We start from the raw sequence: 17925 nt of genomic DNA, 5'->3' as shown, positions 1-17925 counted from the left end.
AGGCCCAGCACGACCTGTTGATGGCCAACCTGTTCGCGCAGGGGCAGGCACTCGCCTTCGGCAAGACCGCGGACGAGGTCCGCGCCGAGGGGGTGCCCGGGGAACTGGTGGCCCACAAGACGTTCCGGGGCAACCACCCCACCACCACCATCCTGGCCGCCGAGCTGACCCCGTCCGTCCTCGGCCAGCTCATCGCCCTCTACGAGCACAAGGTGTTCGTCCAGGGCGCCGTCTGGGACATCGACTCCTTCGACCAGTGGGGCGTGGAACTCGGCAAGGTCCTCGCCCAGCGCGTCGAACCCGCCCTCACCGAGGGCGCCGACGTCCCCGGCCTGGACCCCTCCACCAAGGCCCTCGTCGCGACGTACCGGGAGCTGCGCGGCCGGTAGAGCGCTCGCGGTGGGACGGGGTGCCACTCGGCCCCCCGTCCCGGCGCTCTCAGGTCACCGAGCTGAGCGTGTCCGCGAGGCGCCGGCGGGCGGCGCGGGTCGCCGGTACGGCGGCGAGCGCGGTCGCGCCCAGCACCGCCGCCGCGCCGAACAGCAGCAGCAGGACGGGCGAAGGACCGTGGGCGATCCCGGCTCCGATGCCGCTCGACCTGCCCTGGGCGTCGATCAGCCAGTGTGCGAGAGGCGTGCCCAGTGCCGTACCGACGACGACCGCGGCCAGGGCGGTGCAGCCGGTGGCGGTGACCGTGATCGCGGTGATCTGGCGTGGTGACAGGCCGATGGCCTTGAGCGCCAGCAGATCCCGCTCGCCCTCGCGCACGGTGCCGCCGATCGTGGTCAGCAGCTCGATGAGCCCGATCAGGGCGAGGACGGCGATCAGTCCGACGAACACCCCGCGCAGCGGGGACAGCCCGTCGGCCGGGTTCGTCACGGCGTGGACGTCAAGGCGGCCCTCCCCGGCCGTGGCCAGCCGCCCGGCCACCGTGCCTGGGTCGGCGCCGGGGCGCAGCCGCAGCTGGTACAGCGTCGGGCCGAGCCCCGGATCGTTCTCGCGGAGGGTGTCGAGCGAGGTGGAGATGACCCGGCCGGCGTTCTCCGGCTCGATGCTGCGGCCCACGATGTGCAGGATCTGCGGTTGCTCGCCCACCGTCATCCGCACCCAGTCGCCGACGCGTACGTCGAGCAGGTCGAGCAGGCCCTGTCCGGCCACCGCCTCGTCCCGGCCGTGCGCGGGGCGGCCGTCGGCCAGGCTGTAGGGGTAGGGGTCCGCGCGGGTGCCGAAGCCGCGCAGGGCGATCGTGGCCGTCTGGCCGGGGACCAGGGCGGCCACCTCGACGCCCGGGTAGGCGGCGGCGACCTGCGGGTCCCTTTCCAGCAGGGCGCGGGTGTCCCGGTCGGAGGGTCCGGTGCCGGTGTGGACGGTGAGCGCCGTCGGCAGACCCGTCTCCTCGGGGCTGCTGCGGAAGCGGTCGATGGTGGTCCACGCGCTCAGCGCGACCACGATCAGCAGCAGCGGCAGCGCCAGCCGGGCCACCGTGGCCACGGAACGCCGTCGTCGGGTGAACGCCTTGTGCCAGCCCAGCACCAGTGCGGGCGGCAGCCGCAGCCCCAGTGCCCGGCGTGCCACGCCTGACAGCCGTCCGCCCGCCACCGCGGCCGGCCGGGGCACCGGCACCGGAGGCACCCGCCCCGCCCGCCAGGCGGCGAGCCCGGTGGTCGCGCCGATGAACAGCACCACCGCCAGGGGCACCGACACCAGCGCCACGGCATGGCCGGGCAGGTTCTGCCACACGCCGACCGCGTCCCCCAGCCGCCCCGGGACCAGGCTGCCCAGCGCCTGGACGAGGGCCGCCGCGGCGGTGGCGCCCAGCAGGGCGTAGGCGACGTGCTGGAGCAGGAAGATCCGCACGACCTGGCCGGGGGTGAAGCCGATCGCCTTCAGGACGGAGATGTCCCGCAGGTGTCCGCGGATCCGGGTGCCGATGGCCCCGTGCACGGCGAGTCCGGCGGCGACCAGCGCGCCCAGCCCGAACAGGCCCAGTACCTGTCCGAGGAGCCGGTTGTCGCCCTGGGCCTCGGCGCGGGCCTGCTGCCAGGTGGAGACCTCGCTGACCGCGCCGGAGCCCAGCACGGTCACCGCGCGCTGGACGGCGTAGTCGGTGTCGTCGGGATCGGCCAGCCGCAGGCCGGTGACCTGGCCGTCGGGGTCCGGCACGGCCGAGGGGAGTGCCCAGACCAGGCCGGGGCGGTCGCCGGGGCGGTACCGAGGTTCGGCGTTGTCGGCGATGCCGAGGACGGTCAGTGCGCGCGTGCTACCGGGCAGGGCGAGGGTGTCACCGGGTTCGGCCACCAGGGCGCGGGCGAGGCGGCCGTCCAGGACGACACCGTCGGGGTTCTCCGGGTCCAGCCAGCGACCGGCGGTGAGCAGCGGGCGGCCCACAGCGGGCAGCTCGGGTGTGCCGCGCAGTTCGACGGAGGCGCGGGCGCCACGGGAGGTCACGGTGGTGGAGGCGACCGGGTAGGGGCCGGCGACGGACTCGACGCCGTCCAGGGCGGCGAGCCTGTCCACGGCGGCCGTCGGGCCGGTGTGCAGCCACACGTGCGCGCCGCGCGCCTGGGTGAACACCCGCTGCCAGGGGTTGGTGGCGTACCCGAACAGAGCCGTGGCCAGCAGCAGCGAGGCGACGATGCCCGCCGTGGCGAGCACCAGGAACAGCGCCTCCCCGCGGTGGGTGCGCAGATCGGAGTGGGCCCAGCGCAGAGTCGCTCGCACCGGCTCAGCCCTTCCCGGAACCGTCGTACGCCCGCGCCGTCCCGGCTTTCCGGGGATCGTCGTAGGCCTGCGGCGTCCTGGCTTTCCGGGGATCGTCGTACGCGCGCATGTCAGTCCTTCAGCTCCAGCACGCCGGAGATGCCGGTGGCGCGGGACGGCGTGCCGTCGAGTTCCGCGTCGTCGGCTATCCGTCCGTCGAAGAAGCTGATCACTCGGTCCGCGGCGCTCGCGAGCCGCGCGTCATGGGTGACCAGCACGATGGTCTGGCCGCGCTGGTGGAAGCGGGACAGCAGCCGCATGACCTCGCGGGTGCCCTTGCTGTCCAGGCTGCCCGCGGGTTCGTCGGCGAGCAGCAGGGGCGGACGGTTGACCAGGGCGCGGGCCAGCGCGACCCGTTGCTGTTCGCCGCCGGACAGCTCGCCCGGCATGCTGCGGTCCTTGCCGGTGAGCCCCAGCTCGGCCAGCAGCTCTTCCCGCTCGGCGCGCGCCTGCCGGGGGGACAGGCCGGCGAGCAGGGCGGGCAGCTCCACGTTGTCGGCGACCGACAGGTTGGAGACCAGGTTGAAGAACTGGAAGACGATCCCGATGCGTTTCCTGCGCTCGACCGCCCAGCGCGACTCGCGGTAGGCGTCGGTGCGCTCGCCGTCCAGCCAGAGGCTGCCGCTGTCGGGCCGCTGGAGTCCGCCGAGGAGATGCAGCAGTGTCGACTTCCCGGCGCCCGAGGGACCGGTGATCGCCACGAACTCGCCGCCGCGTACGCACAGGTCGACGCCACGCACGGCGTGCGCCGGGGCGCCCTCGCCGTGATGGGTCTTGACCAGGCCCTCGGCGCGCAGCAGGGGAACGGGACGGTCGCTCACTGCGGTTCCTCCAGCTCTTCCTGGCATCGCTCCAGCCAGTCGAGGTCGGCCTGCAGATGCAGCATCGCGCCCTCGATCAGCAGCTGGGAGATGCGGTTGTCGCGGTTCTCGGCGGCCGCCAGCTTCGACAGGCTGCGCATGGTGTTGAGGTACTGGCGCCGCTGCCTGTTGATGAGGGCGATCTGGTCGGCGAGGCCGGTCTGCGGGGCGAGGGCGAGCTTCATGAAGAACTCGTCCCGGACGCGCGGCTCGTCCGCCGTCTCCTCGTACCAGGCGCGCAGCTCGTCCCGGCCGGCGTCGGTGAGGTGGTAGATCTTCTTGTTGGGGCGGCTCGACTGCTCGACCTCTTCGCCCTCGATCAGGCCCGTCTTCTCGAGACGGCCGAGGGTGACGTATATCTGGCCGACGTTGGGCTGAGGGTACGCGGAGCCCAGCAGTTGCTCAAGGTCCTGTTTGAGCTCGTAGCCGTGGGCGGGGCCGCGCGCGAGAAGAGCCAGGAGGGCAAGGCGCACGCGTGCTGTCCTCCTAGTCCTCGTAATGTGCTCCAGGCCCAAGGGCCTGCCGTCAGATTCCCGCCTGCCCGGCGACGCCATGCACGCACTCCCGCCGCACCGGGCACGGACCCACGTACAACCAGTACGAGGGCCTGCGCCCGGCACTCCCCCAGCCTTCGGCCGGGGGGACCCCCAGAGCACGCACCTGACGCCGCCGGGCCCGCCCTCCGGGCGGACGACGAGAATCTGACGCCAGGCCCTAGTATCGCGCATACCTAACAGGTATACATGGCCTCTGACCGGGCGAGGACGCCCGTGCCGGTGTACAGGGAGGAACCTATGCGGTGGATACACGCCGCCGGTAGGGGCCTCCTCGTCCTCGTCGTGATCCTCACCGGGTACGTCGCCTCGGGTGCCGGTGCGCACCAGGGAGGCGGCGCGCAGGGCCGGGGGCCGCTGACCCTCGCCACCGCCGGAGACCTCACCGGCTATCTCGGCCCGCTGCTGGAAGGCTGGAACCGCACCCATCCCGGTGAGCGGGTCACCCTCGTCGAGCTGCCGGACTCCGCCGACGAGACCCACGCGCAGATGACGACCGACCTGCGCGGCGGCGACCGCGGCCGTTTCGACGTCCTCAACATCGACGTCAACTGGACACCGGAGTTCGCCGCGGCGGGCTGGATACGTCCGCTGCCCCGCGACCGCTTCCCCCTGAAGACGTTCCTGCCGCCGGTCGTCGACACGGCGACCTACGAGGGACAGCTCTACGCCGTCCCGTACGTCACGAACGCCGGACTCCTCCTCTACCGCAAGGACGTCCTTACCGAGGAGGGCGTCCCGCCGCCGCGCACCTGGGCCGAACTGGAACGGGCCGCGCGCACCGTCGCCCCCAAGCACGGACTCGGCGGCTACGCCGGGCAGTTCCTGCCGTACGAGGGCCTCACCGTCAACGCGGCCGAGGCCGTCTACTCGGCGGGCGGCACCATCCTCGGCGACGAGGGGAGCCGCGTCACCGTGAACTCGGCCGGTGCCCGCGAGGGCATCGCGTTCCTCGCCCGCGGGGTGCGCGAGGGCTGGATACCCGAAGAGGCGCTGACGTACAAGGAGGAGGAGTCCAAGCAGGCCTTCCAGGACGGCCGGCTCCTCTTCCTGCGCAACTGGCCCTACGCCTACGTCGCCGCCTCGGCCCCGGATTCGCGGGTCGCCGGGCGGATCGGCGCCGTACCGCTGCCGGGCCCCGACGGTCCGGGGACCAGCGTCCTCGGCGGCTCCAACCTGGCCGTCAACACCCATGCCCGGCACCCCGACTCGGCCGCGCGGCTCATCGGCTACCTCACCAGTGAGCCCGTCCAGCGCCAGGTCCTCACCCGCGGCGCCCTGCCGCCGGTGCGGGCAGCGCTGTACGAGGATCCCGCGCTGATCCGCGACTTCCCCTATCTGCCGACCTTGCGCGAGAGCGTCCTCGCCGCCGCGCCGCGACCCAAGAGCGCGCGCTACGACCAGGTGAGCCTGGTGGTGCAGGCGGTGGTGCACGACGCGATGACCGGGCGCGAGACGCCCGAGGCCGCGGTGCGCCGGCTGGCGCGAGAACTCGCCGCCGTCTCCTCCCGCTGACCCACCCTAGTTACATGTTAGGTAACGCGCCGGTCTCACCTTACCTCCGCGTGCCCCTATAACTCCCTGTTTGTCCGGCCAACTCCCCGGTAACTCCTGCCTGCTCGTTGACACCCTCTCGACATGCCTACCTAACATGCATGCATAACGTCAGCTCGCACAGACAGGTCAACGGGGTGAGTCTCCAGCGCATCGACGCCCACCACTGGTGGCGCGACGCAGTGATCTACCAGGTGTACGTCCGCAGCTTCCTGGACAGCACCGGCGACGGCATCGGCGACCTCGCCGGCGTCCGGGCCGGGCTGCCGTACCTCAAGAAGCTCGGGGTGGACGGCATCTGGCTCAGCCCCTTCTACCCCTCCCCGCAGGCCGACCACGGCTACGACGTGTCCGACTACCGAGGCGTCGACCCGCTCTTCGGCGACCTCGCCGAGTTCGACCTGCTGGTGGCGGCCGCCCGGCGGCTCGGCGTCAAGGTGCTCCTGGACATCGTGCCCAACCACTGCTCCAGCGAGCACCCCTGGTTCCGCGAGGCGCTCGCCGCCGGGCCCGGCAGCCCGGCCCGCGCCCGCTTCCACTTCGCCGACGGCCGCGGCCCCGACGGATCCGAGCCGCCCAACAACTGGCACGCCATGTTCGGCGGCCCGGCCTGGAGCCGGGTGACCGAGCCGGACGGACGGCCCGGCCAGTGGTACCTCCACATGTTCACCCCCGAGCAGCCCGACTGGAACTGGCGCACCCCCGAGGTGCCCGACGAGTTCGACGGAATCCTGCGCTTCTGGCTGGACCGGGGCGCCGACGGCTTCCGCATCGACGTCGCCGCGGGCCTGTTCAAGCACCCGGACCTGCCCGACTCCCCGGACCCCGAGGCCGACGCCCGCACCCGCGACTCGGTCAACCCGCTCGCCTGGAACCAGCCCGAGGTGCACGGCGTGTGGCGGCACTGGCGGTCGGTCTGCGAGGAGTACACGGCACGCGACGGCCGCGAACGCCTCCTCGTGGGCGAGGTCTCGGTGCCCACGGCCCGCGAACACGCCCGCTACGTGCGCCCGGACGAACTGCACCAGGCCTTCTTCTTCGACCTGCTGAGCGCCCCCTGGAGCGCCGACGCCTTCCGCAAGGTCGTCTCCGAGGCCATGGAGGACATCGCCGGCACGGGCTCGACGGTCACCTGGGTCCTCAACAACCACGACCAGGTCCGCACCGTCACCCGCTACGGCGAACCCGCGACCGAGGGCAGCGGACTCGGCACCGCCCGCGCCCGCGCCGCCGCCCTGCTGATGCTGGCGCTGCCCGGCGCCGCGTACATCTACCAGGGTGAGGAACTCGGGCTGCCCGAGGTCGTCGACCTGCCCGACCACGTGCTCACCGACCCGATCTTCCGGCGCACCGGAAGCCGCGCCCGCATCCGCGACGGCTGCCGCGTCCCGCTGCCGTGGTCGGGCCAGGCCTCGCCGTTCGGCTTCACCTCCGGCGCCGAGGGCGCCAAGCCGTGGCTGCCGCAGCCGGACTACTTCGCCGAGTACGCCACCGACCGTGCCCTCGCCGACACCCGTTCCTTCTGGCACCTGTACCGCGACGGCCTGCAACTGCGCGCCGCCCTTCCCCAGTTGGGCGAGGGCACGCTGCGCTGGCTGGACGCCCCGCCCGGCGTCCTCGCCTTCGTCCGCGGCGACGGACTCCTCTGCGCCGTCAACTTCGGTACGGCCCCCACACCCGCGCCGGTCTCCGGCACGCCCCTGCTGTCCAGCGGTCCCTGCCCGGCCGGCGTACTGCCCGGCTCCACCTCCGCCTGGTGGCTCGGCGACCTCTGACTCCCGTCAACTCCCCACTCCTCGAAGGGACATCAACGATGATGCGACGACGTACGACCCTCCTCACCGGCTGCACCGCCCTCGCCCTCACCTTCGGCGCCACCGCCTGCGGTTCGAGCGACCCCGTCTCGGCGGGCGGCGGCGACAAGGCCCTCGGCGGCCAGACCGTCACCGTCGCCGGAGTCTGGTCCGGCAGCGAGCAGAAGAACTTCCAGAAGGTGCTGGACGCGTTCGCCGAGAAGACCGGCGCGAAGACCCAGTTCGTGTCCACCGGCGACAACGTCTCCACCGTCGTCGGCAGCAAGATCGAGGGTGGCAACGCCCCCGACGTGGTCATGGTCCCGCAGGTCGGCGTGCTCCAGCAGTTCGCGCAGAACGGCTGGCTCAAGCAGCTCTCCGGCACCACCGAGAAGGCCGTCGACACCAACTTCGCCCCCGTCTGGAAGACGTACGGCAGCGTCGACGGCACCCTCTACGGCCTCTACTTCAAGGCCGCCCACAAGTCGACGGTCTGGTACAGCCCCGACGCCTTCACCCAGGCCGGGGTCGAGCCGCCGGCCACCTACGACGACCTGCTGAAGGCCGGACACACCGTCTCCGACTCCGGGCTGGCCGCCTTCTCGGTCGCCGGACAGGACGGCTGGACCCTCACCGACTGGTTCGAGAACATCTACCTCTCCCAGGCCGGACCCGAGAAGTACGATGCCCTCGCCACCCACGAACTGAAGTGGACCGACCCCTCCGTCGTCGAGGCGCTCACCACACTCGGCAAGCTCTTCAAGGACAAGCAGCTGCTGGCGGGCGGCCAGAACGGCGCCCTGAACACCGACTTCCCGGGCTCGGTGGAGAAGGTGTTCGGCCCGAAGCCCGAGGCGGGCATGGTCTACGAGGGTGACTTCGTGGCCGGCGTCGCCAAGGACCAGTTCGGAAGGTCGATCGGCAAGGACGCGAACTTCTTCCCGTTCCCGGCGGTCGGCGCGGGCGAGGCCCCCGTGGTCAGCGGCGGCGACGCCGCGGTCGTCCTCAAGGACGGCAAGAACACCAAGGCGGGCATGGCACTCCTGGAGTACCTGGCCACCCCCGAGGCCGCCGCCGTATGGGCCGGCGCCGGCGGCTTCCTGTCCCCGAACACCAAGCTCGACCTCGCCTCCTACGGCGACGACGTCACCCGCGCCACCGCCAAGTCGCTCATCGACGCCGGGGACTCCGTCCGCTTCGACATGTCCGACCAGGCGCCGGCCGCGTTCGGCGGCACGAAGGGCGCCGGGGAGTGGAAGCTGCTCCAGGACTTCCTGCGCGACCCGTCCGACCCGAAGGCGACCGCGGCCGCGCTGGAAGCCGCGGCGGCCAAGGCCTACAAGGGCTGACCGGCCATGACCGCGACCCTTGTAGAAGAGACGGCTTCACCACCACCGCCGACAGGCCTCGCCGACCGCGCCCGGCGCCTGCGCCGACGGGGACGGATCGTCGCCCTGCTGTTCGCCCTCCCCGCCCTGCTCCTGCTGGGTGCCCTCGTCGTCTACCCCGTGCTGTTCTCGATCGGGCGCAGCTTCTTCGACGCCTCCGGGACCCGCTTCGTCGGCGGCGAGAACTACACCGAGATGTTCCGCGACCCGGCCACCGTCAAGGCCGTACGCAACACGGCGATCTGGGTCGTCGTGGCACCCGCCCTGCTCACCGGCCTCGGCCTGATCCTCGCCGTGCTGGTGGAGAAGGTGCGCTGGGCCACGGCCTTCAAGCTGCTGCTGTTCATGCCGATGGCGGTGTCCTTCCTGGCCGCGGGCATCATCTTCCGGCTCGCCTACGACGAGGACCCCGACAAGGGCGTCCTGAACGCCGCCGCCGTATCCGTCCACGACGTCTTCAAGGACACCTCCGCGTACCCGTCGGCACGGGCACGCGACGGCCAGGGACTCACCCGGGCGGCGGACGGCTCGTACCGGACCGGTGCGAGCGCGTCCCCGGGCGACTCGGTGACCCTGCCGCTGGTCGGCGTCCCGCCCAAGGACCTGCCCACCGGCACCGAGCCCGCCCACGAGGCCGCCGGCCGCACGACCGCGCCGGACGAACTGCGCGGCGTGGTCTACCTCGACTTCACGCCCGGAGGCGGAGGGACACCGGGCGAGGTCGACCCGCGGGAGAGCGGGCTGCCGCGGATGCAGGTCGAGGCGGTGCGCGACGGACGGACGGCCGCGACCACCACCACGGCCTCCGACGGCTCCTTCCGCTTCACCGGACTCGACGCGGGCTCCTACGCCCTGCGCCTCCCGGCGTCCAACTTCGCACCGCCCTACGACGGGATCTCCTGGCTCGGGCCGGCCCTCGTCACACCCGCGATCATCGGGGCGTACCTGTGGATCTGGACCGGCTTCTCCATGGTCCTGATCGGCGCCGGGCTGTCGACGCTGCCGCGGGACGCCCTGGAGGCGGCCCGGATGGACGGCGCGAACGAGTGGCAGATCTTCCGGCGGATCACCGTCCCGCTGCTGGCACCCGTCCTCACCGTCGTCTTCGTGACCCTGGTGATCAACGTGATGAAGGTCTTCGACCTCGTCTACGTCATCGCGCCCGGACCGGTGCAGGAGGACGCCACCGTCCTCGCCACGCAGATGTGGCTGGTGTCGTTCGGCGGCGGCAACAACCAGGGGCTCGGCAGCGCGCTCGGCGTGCTGCTCCTGCTGCTCGTCGTCCCGGCGATGGTCTTCAACATCCGCCGCTTCCGAAGGAGCCAACGATGAACGCGGTACGGCGCGGCCTCGGAAACGGCCTCGTGCAGGCCGTCCTCGTGGTGATCGGCCTGGTCTGGGTCACCCCGCTGGCCGGACTGTTCCTGTCCTCGCTGCGGTCGGCCGAGGACACCGCCGAGGGCGGCTGGTGGACGGTGTTCGCCAGTCCCGGCGAACTCTCCTTCGACAACTACGCGGAGCTGCTGAAGAACGCGGGGATGACCGAGGCGTTCTGGAACACCGTGCTCATCTCGGTCCCGACGACCGTCCTGGTCGTGGTCCTCGCGGCGCTCGCCGGATACGCCTTCGCCTGGCTCGACTTCCCCGGCCGCGAGGCCGTCTTCCTGGGCGTGGTCGCGCTGTTGGTGGTGCCGGTGCAGATCGGCCTGCTGCCGGTCGCCAAACTCTTCGGGCAGCTGGGCCTGTTCGGCACGATCCCCGGCGTCGTCCTCTTCCACGTGGCGTACGGGCTGCCGTTCGCGGTGTTCCTGCTGCGCAACTACTTCGTCGAGATACCGAAGGAGATGCTGGAGGCGGCCCGGATGGACGGCGGCAGCGAATGGCGGATCTTCACCCGCCTCGTCCTCCCGGTGGGCCGGCCGGCGCTCGCCAGCCTCGCCATCTTCCAGTTCCTGTGGGTGTGGAACGACATGCTGGTCGCCCTGCTCTTCGCCGACGGCTCCTCGCAGCCGCTGACCGTGCAACTCCAGTCGCAGATACGGCAGTTCGGCAGCAACATCGACGTACTGGCGCCGGGGGCCTTCCTGTCCCTGGTGGTGCCGGTCGCCGTGTTCTTCGCCTTCCAGCGGCACTTCGTGCAGGGAGTGATGGCCGGCTCGGTGAAGTGAGCGGCCCACGCGTGAGGGCGGCGGGGTGTCCACGGACACCCCGCCGCCCTCAGCCGTCGACAGCCCCGGTCAGGGCGAAGCCGGCGGATACAGCGAGCGCGGCAGTTGCGACGCCGCCGCCGAGTCCAGCAGCCACAGGGTCCGGGACCGGCCCCGGGCTCCCGCCGCCGGGGCCTGGATCTCGCCCGCGCCCGACAGGGCGATGGCCGCCGCCTGCGCCTTGTCCTCGCCGGCAGCCAGCAGCCACACCTCACGTGCCGACCGGATCGCCACCAGCGTGAGGGTGGTGCGGGTCGGCGGCGGCTTGGGCGCGCCGCGCACGCCGACCACCGTGCGCTCGGTCTCCCGTACGGCCGGCAGCTCGGGGAAGAGCGAGGCCACGTGGGTGTCCGGGCCGACGCCCAGCATCAGGACATCGAAGGTGGGCACGCAGCCGTGGTTCTCGGGACCGGCCGTGCGGGCCAGTTCCTCCGCGTAGCCGGCCGCGGCCGCCTCCACGTCGGAGCCGTAGGGGCCGTCCGATGCGGGCATGGCGTGCACGCGCTTCGGATCCAGGGGCACGCTGTCCAGCAGTGCCTCGCGGGCCTGCGTGACATTGCGGTCCGGGTCACCCTCGGGCAGGAACCGCTCGTCGCCCCACCACAGGTCGAGGCGGCCCCAGTCGATGGCGTCGCGGGCGGGCGCGGCCGCCAGCGCGGCCAGCAGACCGTTGCCGTTGCGGCCGCCCGTCAGGACCACGGACGCATGGCCCCGGGAGGCCTGCGCGTCCACGACCTTCGTGATCAGACGGGCCGCTGCGGCCTGGGCCATCAGGTCCTTGTCGCGGTGCACGACCAGCTGGGGCGTACTCACTTCGCGGCCGCCTTCTTCACCGGGGCCTGCGCCGTCGATTCCTTCGCGGGTACTTTGACAGCCGCTTCGACGGGAGTGGGAACCGCGACCGGTTCTCCTTTGGCGGCTCCTTTGGCCACGGCTTCCGGAGCGTCGGCCGAAGCCTCTGGCGCGGAATCCGTGCCGCTCCTGCCGGCCGAGGTGTTCAACCGCTCCACCCCGAACCGCAGCGCCGACGCGTACGTGTCGTCCGGGTCCAGCCGCCGCAGCTCCTCCGCGATCAGCTCGGCCGTGTCCCGGCGCTGGAGCGCCACCGCACGGTCGGGCTGCCCGTCGATGGACAGCGTGGCCAGCGAGCCGTCGGCCCGGTCCAGCACGATCGGGCCGCAGTCCGTGGACAGCCGCACCGCGGTGAGCCCCGGTCCGCCGGACAGCGAGCGCTGTACGGGCACGTCCAGCCGGTCGCCGAGCCACATCGCGAGCAGCTCGCAGCTCGGGTTGAACTCCTCGCCCTCCACCTCCACCGACTCGACCTTGCAGGTGACCTGGTCGAGAGCCGCGGCCAGCATCGAACGCCAGGGCGTGATGCGGGTCCACGACAGGTCGGTGTCGCCGGGGGTGTAGGTCTCGGAGCGGGCCGTCAGATCCCGTACCGGCTGCTCGGCGGCGTAGGTGTCGGTGACGCGGCGCTGGGCCAGCGCGCCGAGCGGGTCGGCGGCCGGGTCGAGCGGCGCGTTCACCGGCCACCAGACCACGACGGGCGCGTCCGGCAGCAGCAGCGGCAGCACGACCGACTGGGCGTGGTCGGCCACCTCGCCGTACAGCCGCAGGACGACCGTCTCGCCGGTGCCCGCCTCCGCGCCCACCCGCACCTCGGCGTCCAGCCGGGACGTGGTGCGGTCGCGCGGGGAGCGGGAGACGCGCTTGATGACCACGAGCGTGCGCGAGGGGTGCTCGCGCGACGCGTCGCCGGCGGCCTTGAGCGCGTCGTACGCGTTCTCCTCGTCCGTGACGATGACCAGGGTGAGGACCATGCCCACGGCCGGCGTGCCGATGGCCCGCCGCCCCTGCACCAGCCCCTTGTTGATCTTGCTGGCCGTGGTGTCGGTGAGGTCTATCTTCATGGCCGGCGCCAGCTCCGTCCGTCTCGTTCGAGCATCTCGTCCGCCTCGACGGGTCCCCAGGTACCGGCCTGGTACTGGGCCGGCTTGCCGTTCTCGTCCCAGTACCGCTCGATCGGGTCGAGGATCTTCCAGGACAGCTCGACCTCCTCGGTGCGCGGGAAGAGGTTCGAGTCGCCGAGCAGCACGTCCAGGATCAGCCGCTCGTACGCCTCGGGGCTGGACTCCGTGAAGGACTCGCCGTAGGCGAAGTCCATCGACACGTCCCGGATCTCCATCGAGGTGCCCGGCACCTTGGAGCCGAAGCGGACCGTGACGCCCTCGTCGGGCTGGACCCGGATGACGATCGCGTTCTTGCCCAGCTCCTCCGTCGCCGTGTGGTCGAAGGGGGAGTGCGGGGCGCGCTGGAAGACGACGGCGATCTCGGTGACCCGGCGGCCCAGCCGCTTGCCAGTGCGCAGATAGAAGGGGACACCCGCCCAGCGGCGGTTGTCGACCTCCAGCTTGATGGCCGCGTAGGTGTCGGTCTTCGACTTGGGGTCGATGCCCTCCTCCTGGAGGTAGCCGACCGCCTTCGCGCCGCCCTGCCAGCCGGCCGCGTACTGACCGCGTACGGTGGCGCTGCCCAGGTCCTTCGGCAGCCTGACCGCACCGAGCACCTTGGTCTTCTCCGCGGCGAGCGCGTCCGCGTCGAAGGAGGCGGGCTCCTCCATCGCGGTCAGCGCCATCAGCTGGAGCAGGTGGTTCTGGATGACGTCACGGGCCGCGCCGATGCCGTCGTAGTACCCGGCCCGGCCGCCGATGCCGATGTCCTCGGCCATCGTGATCTGGACATGGTCCACGAAGGACCGGTTCCAGATCGGCTCGAACATCGTGTTGGCGAAGCGGAGCGCCAGGATGTTCTGGACGGTCTCCTTGCCCAGGTAGTGGTCGATGCGGAAGACCTGGTCCGGGGCGAAGACCTCCTCGACCGTCGCGTTCAGCTCCTCGGCCGACTTCAGGTCGTGGCCGAACGGCTTCTCGATGACCGCGCGCCGCCAGGAGCCGCCCCGCTGGTCCGCCAGGTTGTGCTTCTTGAGCTGCTGGATGACCACCGGGAAGGCGCCCGGGGGCACCGACAGGTAGAAGGCGAAGTTGCCGCCCGTGCCCTGAGCCTTGTCGAGTTCCTCGATCGTCGAGCGCAGCCGCTCGAAGGCGTCGTCGTCGTCGAAGGTGCCCTGCACGAAGCGCATGCCCTGGATGAGCTGCTGCCAGACCTCCTCGCGGAAGGGGGTGCGGGCGTGTTCCTTCACCGCGTCATGGACCTCCTGGGCGAAGTCCTCGTTGGCCCATTCGCGGCGGGCGAACCCGACCAGCGAGAAGCCCGGCGGCAGCAGACCCCGGTTGGCGAGGTCGTACACCGCGGGCATCAGCTTTTTACGTGACAAATCGCCCGTGACACCGAAGATGACCAGACCCGACGGCCCCGCGATACGCGGGAGCCGTCGGTCTGCGGGGTCACGCAGCGGATTGCTGCTCGACAAATTCTCAGCCCTCCGAAGGGGCGAGGCGCTGGAGCTCCGCCTCGGTCGACTTGAGCAGGTCGTTCCAGGACGCCTCGAACTTCTCGACGCCCTCGTCTTCCAGGAGCTGCACCACGTCGTCGTACGAGATCCCGAGCTTCTCGACCGCGTCGAGGTCCGCACGGGCCTGCTCGTAGGTTCCCGCCACCGTGTTGCCGGTGACCTCGCCGTGGTCCTCGGTGGCGAACAGGGTCGCCTCGGGCATGGTGTTCACCGTGTTCGGCGCCACCAGGTCGACGACGTACATCGTGTCCCGGTACGCCGGGTCCTTCACGCCGGTGGAGGCCCACAGCGGACGCTGCTTGTTCGCGCCCGCCTTCTCCAGCGCGCCCCAGCGGTCACCCGAGAAGACCTCTTCGTACGCCTGGTAGGCGAGCCGGGCGTTGGCGACGCCGGCCTTGCCGCGGGCGGCCTTGGCCTCGTCGGTGCCGAGCGCGTCCAGCCGCTTGTCGATCTCGGTGTCCACGCGGGACACGAAGAAGGACGCCACCGAGTGGATCAGGGACAGGTCCAGGCCCTTGGCCTGCGCCTTCTCCAGACCCGCCAGGTAGGCCTCCATGACCTCGCGGTAACGCTCCAGCGAGAAGATCAGCGTGACGTTGACGCTGATCCCGTTGCCGATGACCTCGGTGATGGCCGGCAGACCCGCCCTGGTGGCCGGGATCTTGATCAGCGTGTTGGGACGGTCGACCAGCCAGGCCAGCTGCTTGGCCTCGGCGACCGTCGCCTTGGTGTGGTGCGCCAGCCGCGGGTCGACCTCGATCGACACCCGGCCGTCCTGGCCGCCGGTGGCGTCGAAGACCGGGCGCAGGATGTCGGCGGCGTCCCGGACGTCCGCCGTCGTGATCATGCGGATGGCCTCTTCGACGGTGACCTTGCGGGCGGCGAGGTCGGAGAGCTGCTGGTCGTAACCGTCGCCCTGCGAGATCGCCTTCTGGAAGATCGACGGGTTGGTGGTGACGCCCACGACGTGCTGCTGGTCCATCAGCTCGGCGAGGTTGCCGGACGTGATGCGCTTGCGCGACAGGTCGTCCAGCCAGATCGCGACGCCCTCCTCGGAGAGGCGCTTGAGTGCGTCTGTCATGGAATTACATCTCCTACGTGTCGTATGTGGGCGTCAGCGCTGGGCGGCGGTGAGGGATTCCCGGGCCTTGTCGGCCACGTTCTCGGCAGTGAAGCCGAACTCGCGGAAGAGGACCTTGCCGTCGGCCGAAGCACCGAAGTGCTCCAGGGAAACGATGCGGCCGGCGTCCCCGACGTACTTGTGCCAGGTGAGACCGATGCCCGCCTCGACGGCGACCCGGGCCTTCACGGAGGGCGGCAGCACGCTGTCCCGGTACCCCTGGTCCTGCTCCTCGAACCACTCCACGGACGGCATGGACACGACCCGCGTCGCCACCCCGTCGGCTTCCAGCTGCTCGCGTGCCTCGACGGCCACATGCACCTCGGAACCGGTCGCGAGGAGGATCACCTCGGGTGTCCCGGAGGAGGCCTCGAACAGGACGTAACCGCCCTTGGCCGCCTCCTCGTTCGGCTCGTAGGTCGGCACGCCCTGGCGGGTGAGGATCAGGCCGTGCGGGGCGCCCTTGCCGAAGACCTTGGTGTAGCGCTTGAGGATCTCGCGCCAGGCGATCGCCGTCTCGTTGGCGTCCGCCGGGCGGACCACGTTCAGGCCGGGGATCGCGCGCAGGGCGGCCAGGTGCTCGACCGGCTGGTGCGTCGGGCCGTCCTCACCGAGACCGATGGAGTCGTGCGTCCAGACGTACGTCACCGGCAGGTGCATCAGGGCCGACAGGCGCACCGCGTTGCGCATGTAGTCGGAGAACACGAGGAACGTGCCGCCGTAGATGCGGGTGTTGCCGTGCAGCGCGATGCCGTTCATCTCGGCGGCCATCGAGTGCTCGCGGATGCCGAAGTGGATCGTGCGGCCGTACGGGCTCGCCTCCGGCAGCGGGTTGTCCGCCGGGAGGAACGACGACGTCTTGTCGATCGTCGTGTTGTTCGAACCGGCCAGGTCGGCGGAGCCGCCCCACAGCTCGGGGATGACCGCGCCGAGCGCCTGGAGCACCTTGCCGGAGGCGGCACGGGTGGCGACACCCTTGCCGGTCTCGAAGACCGGGATCTTCTCCTCCCAGCCGGCCGGCAGCTCGGCCGCGGCGACGCGGTCGAACTCGGCCGCGCGCTCCGGGTTGTTGTCCCGCCACAGCTGGTAGGACTTCTCCCACTCCGCCTTCGCCTGCGCACCGCGCTCCAGGGCCTGCCGGGTGTGGCCGATGACCTCGTCGGAGACCTCGAAGGACTGCTCGGGGTCGAAGCCCAGGACGCGCTTGGTGGCCGCCACCTCGTCGTCGCCGAGCGCCGAGCCGTGCGCGGCCTCGGTGTTCTGCGCGTTCGGGGCGGGCCAGGCGATGATCGAGCGCATCGCGATGAACGACGGCCGGTCGGTGACCTGCTTCGCCGCCTCGATGGCGTCGTACAGGGCGTGCGGGTCGAGGTCGCCGTCCGGCTTCGGGGCGACGCGCTGCACGTGCCAGCCGTACGCCTCGTACCGCTTCACGGTGTCCTCGGAGACGGCCGTCTCGGTGTCGCCCTCGATGGAGATGTGGTTGTCGTCCCACAGCAGCACGAGGTTGCCGAGCTTTTGGTGACCGGCCAGCGAGGACGCCTCTGCGGAGATGCCCTCCTGGAGGCAGCCGTCACCGGCGACGCAGTAGACGAAGTGGTCGAAGGGGGACTCGCCCTGCGGGGTCTGCGGGTCGAACAGACCGCGCTCGTAGCGGGCGGCCATCGCCATGCCCACCGCGTTGGCGACACCCTGGCCCAGCGGACCGGTGGTGGTCTCCACGCCCACGGTGTGTCCGTACTCCGGGTGACCGGGGGTCTTGGAGCCCCACGTCCTGAAGGACTTCAGATCGTCCAGCTCCAGGCCGAAGCCGGCCAGGTACAGCTGGGTGTAGAGAGTCAGGGACGAGTGGCCCGCGGACAGCACGAAGCGGTCGCGGCCGACCCAGTCGGCGTCGGCGGGGTCGTGGCGCATCACCTTCTGGAAGAGGGTGTACGCGGCAGGCGCCAGGCTCATCGCCGTACCGGGATGGCCGTTGCCGACCTTCTGTACGGCGTCGGCGGCCAGGACGCGTGCGGTGTCCACGGCCCGCTGGTCCAACTCGGTCCACTCGAGGTCTGTGGTGGTCGGCTTGGTGCTCACCCTGGGTCAGGGCTCCTCTCCACATGTCGAATACCGGTTGCTTCGGGCGCGCGCCCACCGGCTGCCGGTGACTGGATAACCACCGGCCGCTGCCGAGCCTACCCCCGTAAGGACGTGCGTTTTTTCGAG

Annotated in this window: 13 protein-coding genes and 1 pseudogene; 6 read left to right on the top strand and 8 right to left on the bottom strand. The window is 71.3% G+C overall.

Going from position 1 to position 17925, the window contains the following annotated elements:
- A pseudogene (locus P1P75_RS18415) lies at nt 1-389 on the top strand (glucose-6-phosphate isomerase); the annotation flags it as partial.
- 49 nt (nt 390-438) lie between these two features.
- Here the strand turns inward: P1P75_RS18415 and P1P75_RS18410 are convergent.
- The 3 genes from P1P75_RS18410 to P1P75_RS18400 form a co-directional block, all read right to left on the bottom strand.
- Nucleotides 439-2721, bottom strand: a complete 2283-nt coding sequence (locus tag P1P75_RS18410) for an FtsX-like permease family protein (RefSeq protein ID WP_319256603.1) — start codon at nt 2719-2721, stop codon at nt 439-441.
- A gap of 110 nt (nt 2722-2831) precedes the next feature.
- A complete protein-coding gene (locus tag P1P75_RS18405) occupies nt 2832-3608 on the bottom strand; it encodes an ABC transporter ATP-binding protein (protein ID WP_319256601.1) in 777 nt (258 codons plus the stop codon).
- A complete protein-coding gene (locus P1P75_RS18400; RefSeq protein ID WP_150470422.1) occupies nt 3578-4093 on the bottom strand; it encodes a PadR family transcriptional regulator in 516 nt (171 codons plus the stop codon). Before P1P75_RS18400 ends, P1P75_RS18405 begins: the two co-directional genes overlap by 31 nt.
- A 321-nt stretch (nt 4094-4414) precedes the next feature.
- On the opposite strand from P1P75_RS18400, the gene P1P75_RS18395 reads away from it, so the two are divergent.
- The 5 genes from P1P75_RS18395 (at nt 4415) to P1P75_RS18375 (ending at nt 11077) form a co-directional block, all read left to right on the top strand.
- Nucleotides 4415-5689 (top strand): ABC transporter substrate-binding protein, encoded by a 1275-nt coding sequence (locus tag P1P75_RS18395; RefSeq protein ID WP_319256598.1) that lies wholly within the window; start codon nt 4415-4417, stop codon nt 5687-5689.
- 140 nt (nt 5690-5829) lie between these two features.
- A complete protein-coding gene (locus P1P75_RS18390; RefSeq protein ID WP_319256596.1) occupies nt 5830-7503 on the top strand; it encodes a glycoside hydrolase family 13 protein in 1674 nt (557 codons plus the stop codon).
- 38 nt (nt 7504-7541) lie between these two features.
- Nucleotides 7542-8870, top strand: coding sequence for an ABC transporter substrate-binding protein (locus P1P75_RS18385; protein ID WP_319256594.1), 1329 nt, complete (start codon nt 7542-7544; stop codon nt 8868-8870).
- A gap of 6 nt (nt 8871-8876) precedes the next feature.
- Entirely contained in the window at nt 8877-10241 is a 1365-nt protein-coding gene (locus P1P75_RS18380; protein ID WP_319256592.1) for a sugar ABC transporter permease, read from the top strand.
- Nucleotides 10238-11077 carry a carbohydrate ABC transporter permease gene (locus P1P75_RS18375; protein ID WP_086767952.1) on the top strand — a complete coding sequence of 280 codons (840 nt, stop codon included), beginning with the start codon at nt 10238-10240 and terminating at the stop codon, nt 11075-11077. The genes P1P75_RS18380 and P1P75_RS18375 overlap by 4 nt, the downstream gene beginning before the upstream one ends.
- Before the next feature lie 69 nt (nt 11078-11146).
- Here P1P75_RS18375 and pgl read toward each other — a convergent pair whose 3' ends face one another.
- Genes pgl through tkt form a run of 5 tightly spaced genes read right to left on the bottom strand, consistent with a single transcriptional unit; the run spans nt 11147 to nt 17796 of the window.
- Nucleotides 11147-11929 carry a 6-phosphogluconolactonase gene (gene pgl / locus P1P75_RS18370; protein ID WP_319256590.1) on the bottom strand — a complete coding sequence of 261 codons (783 nt, stop codon included), beginning with the start codon at nt 11927-11929 and terminating at the stop codon, nt 11147-11149.
- Nucleotides 11926-13032: a glucose-6-phosphate dehydrogenase assembly protein OpcA gene (opcA, locus tag P1P75_RS18365; protein WP_319256588.1), complete on the bottom strand. Its 1107-nt coding sequence runs from the start codon at nt 13030-13032 to the stop codon at nt 11926-11928. Before opcA ends, pgl begins: the two co-directional genes overlap by 4 nt.
- The gene (gene zwf / locus P1P75_RS18360) at nt 13029-14552 is read right to left on the bottom strand and encodes a glucose-6-phosphate dehydrogenase (protein ID WP_319256586.1); all 1524 of its coding nucleotides are present in this window, start codon (nt 14550-14552) and stop codon (nt 13029-13031) included. The genes opcA and zwf overlap by 4 nt, the downstream gene beginning before the upstream one ends.
- Before the next feature lie 4 nt (nt 14553-14556).
- A complete protein-coding gene (gene tal, locus P1P75_RS18355) occupies nt 14557-15675 on the bottom strand; it encodes a transaldolase (RefSeq protein WP_319256584.1) in 1119 nt (372 codons plus the stop codon).
- 33 nt (nt 15676-15708) lie between these two features.
- Nucleotides 15709-17796 carry a transketolase gene (tkt, locus tag P1P75_RS18350; protein ID WP_319256582.1) on the bottom strand — a complete coding sequence of 696 codons (2088 nt, stop codon included), beginning with the start codon at nt 17794-17796 and terminating at the stop codon, nt 15709-15711.
- Nucleotides 17797-17925: the final 129 nt, after the last annotated feature.

It is taken from the genome of Streptomyces sp. ID05-39B, assembly GCF_033794725.1.
In the GTDB taxonomy this organism is placed as follows: Bacteria; Actinomycetota; Actinomycetes; order Streptomycetales; family Streptomycetaceae; genus Streptomyces; species Streptomyces bobili.
The sequence above is the reverse complement of the archived record's forward strand: the minus strand, read 5'-3'. Positions and strand labels throughout refer to the sequence as shown.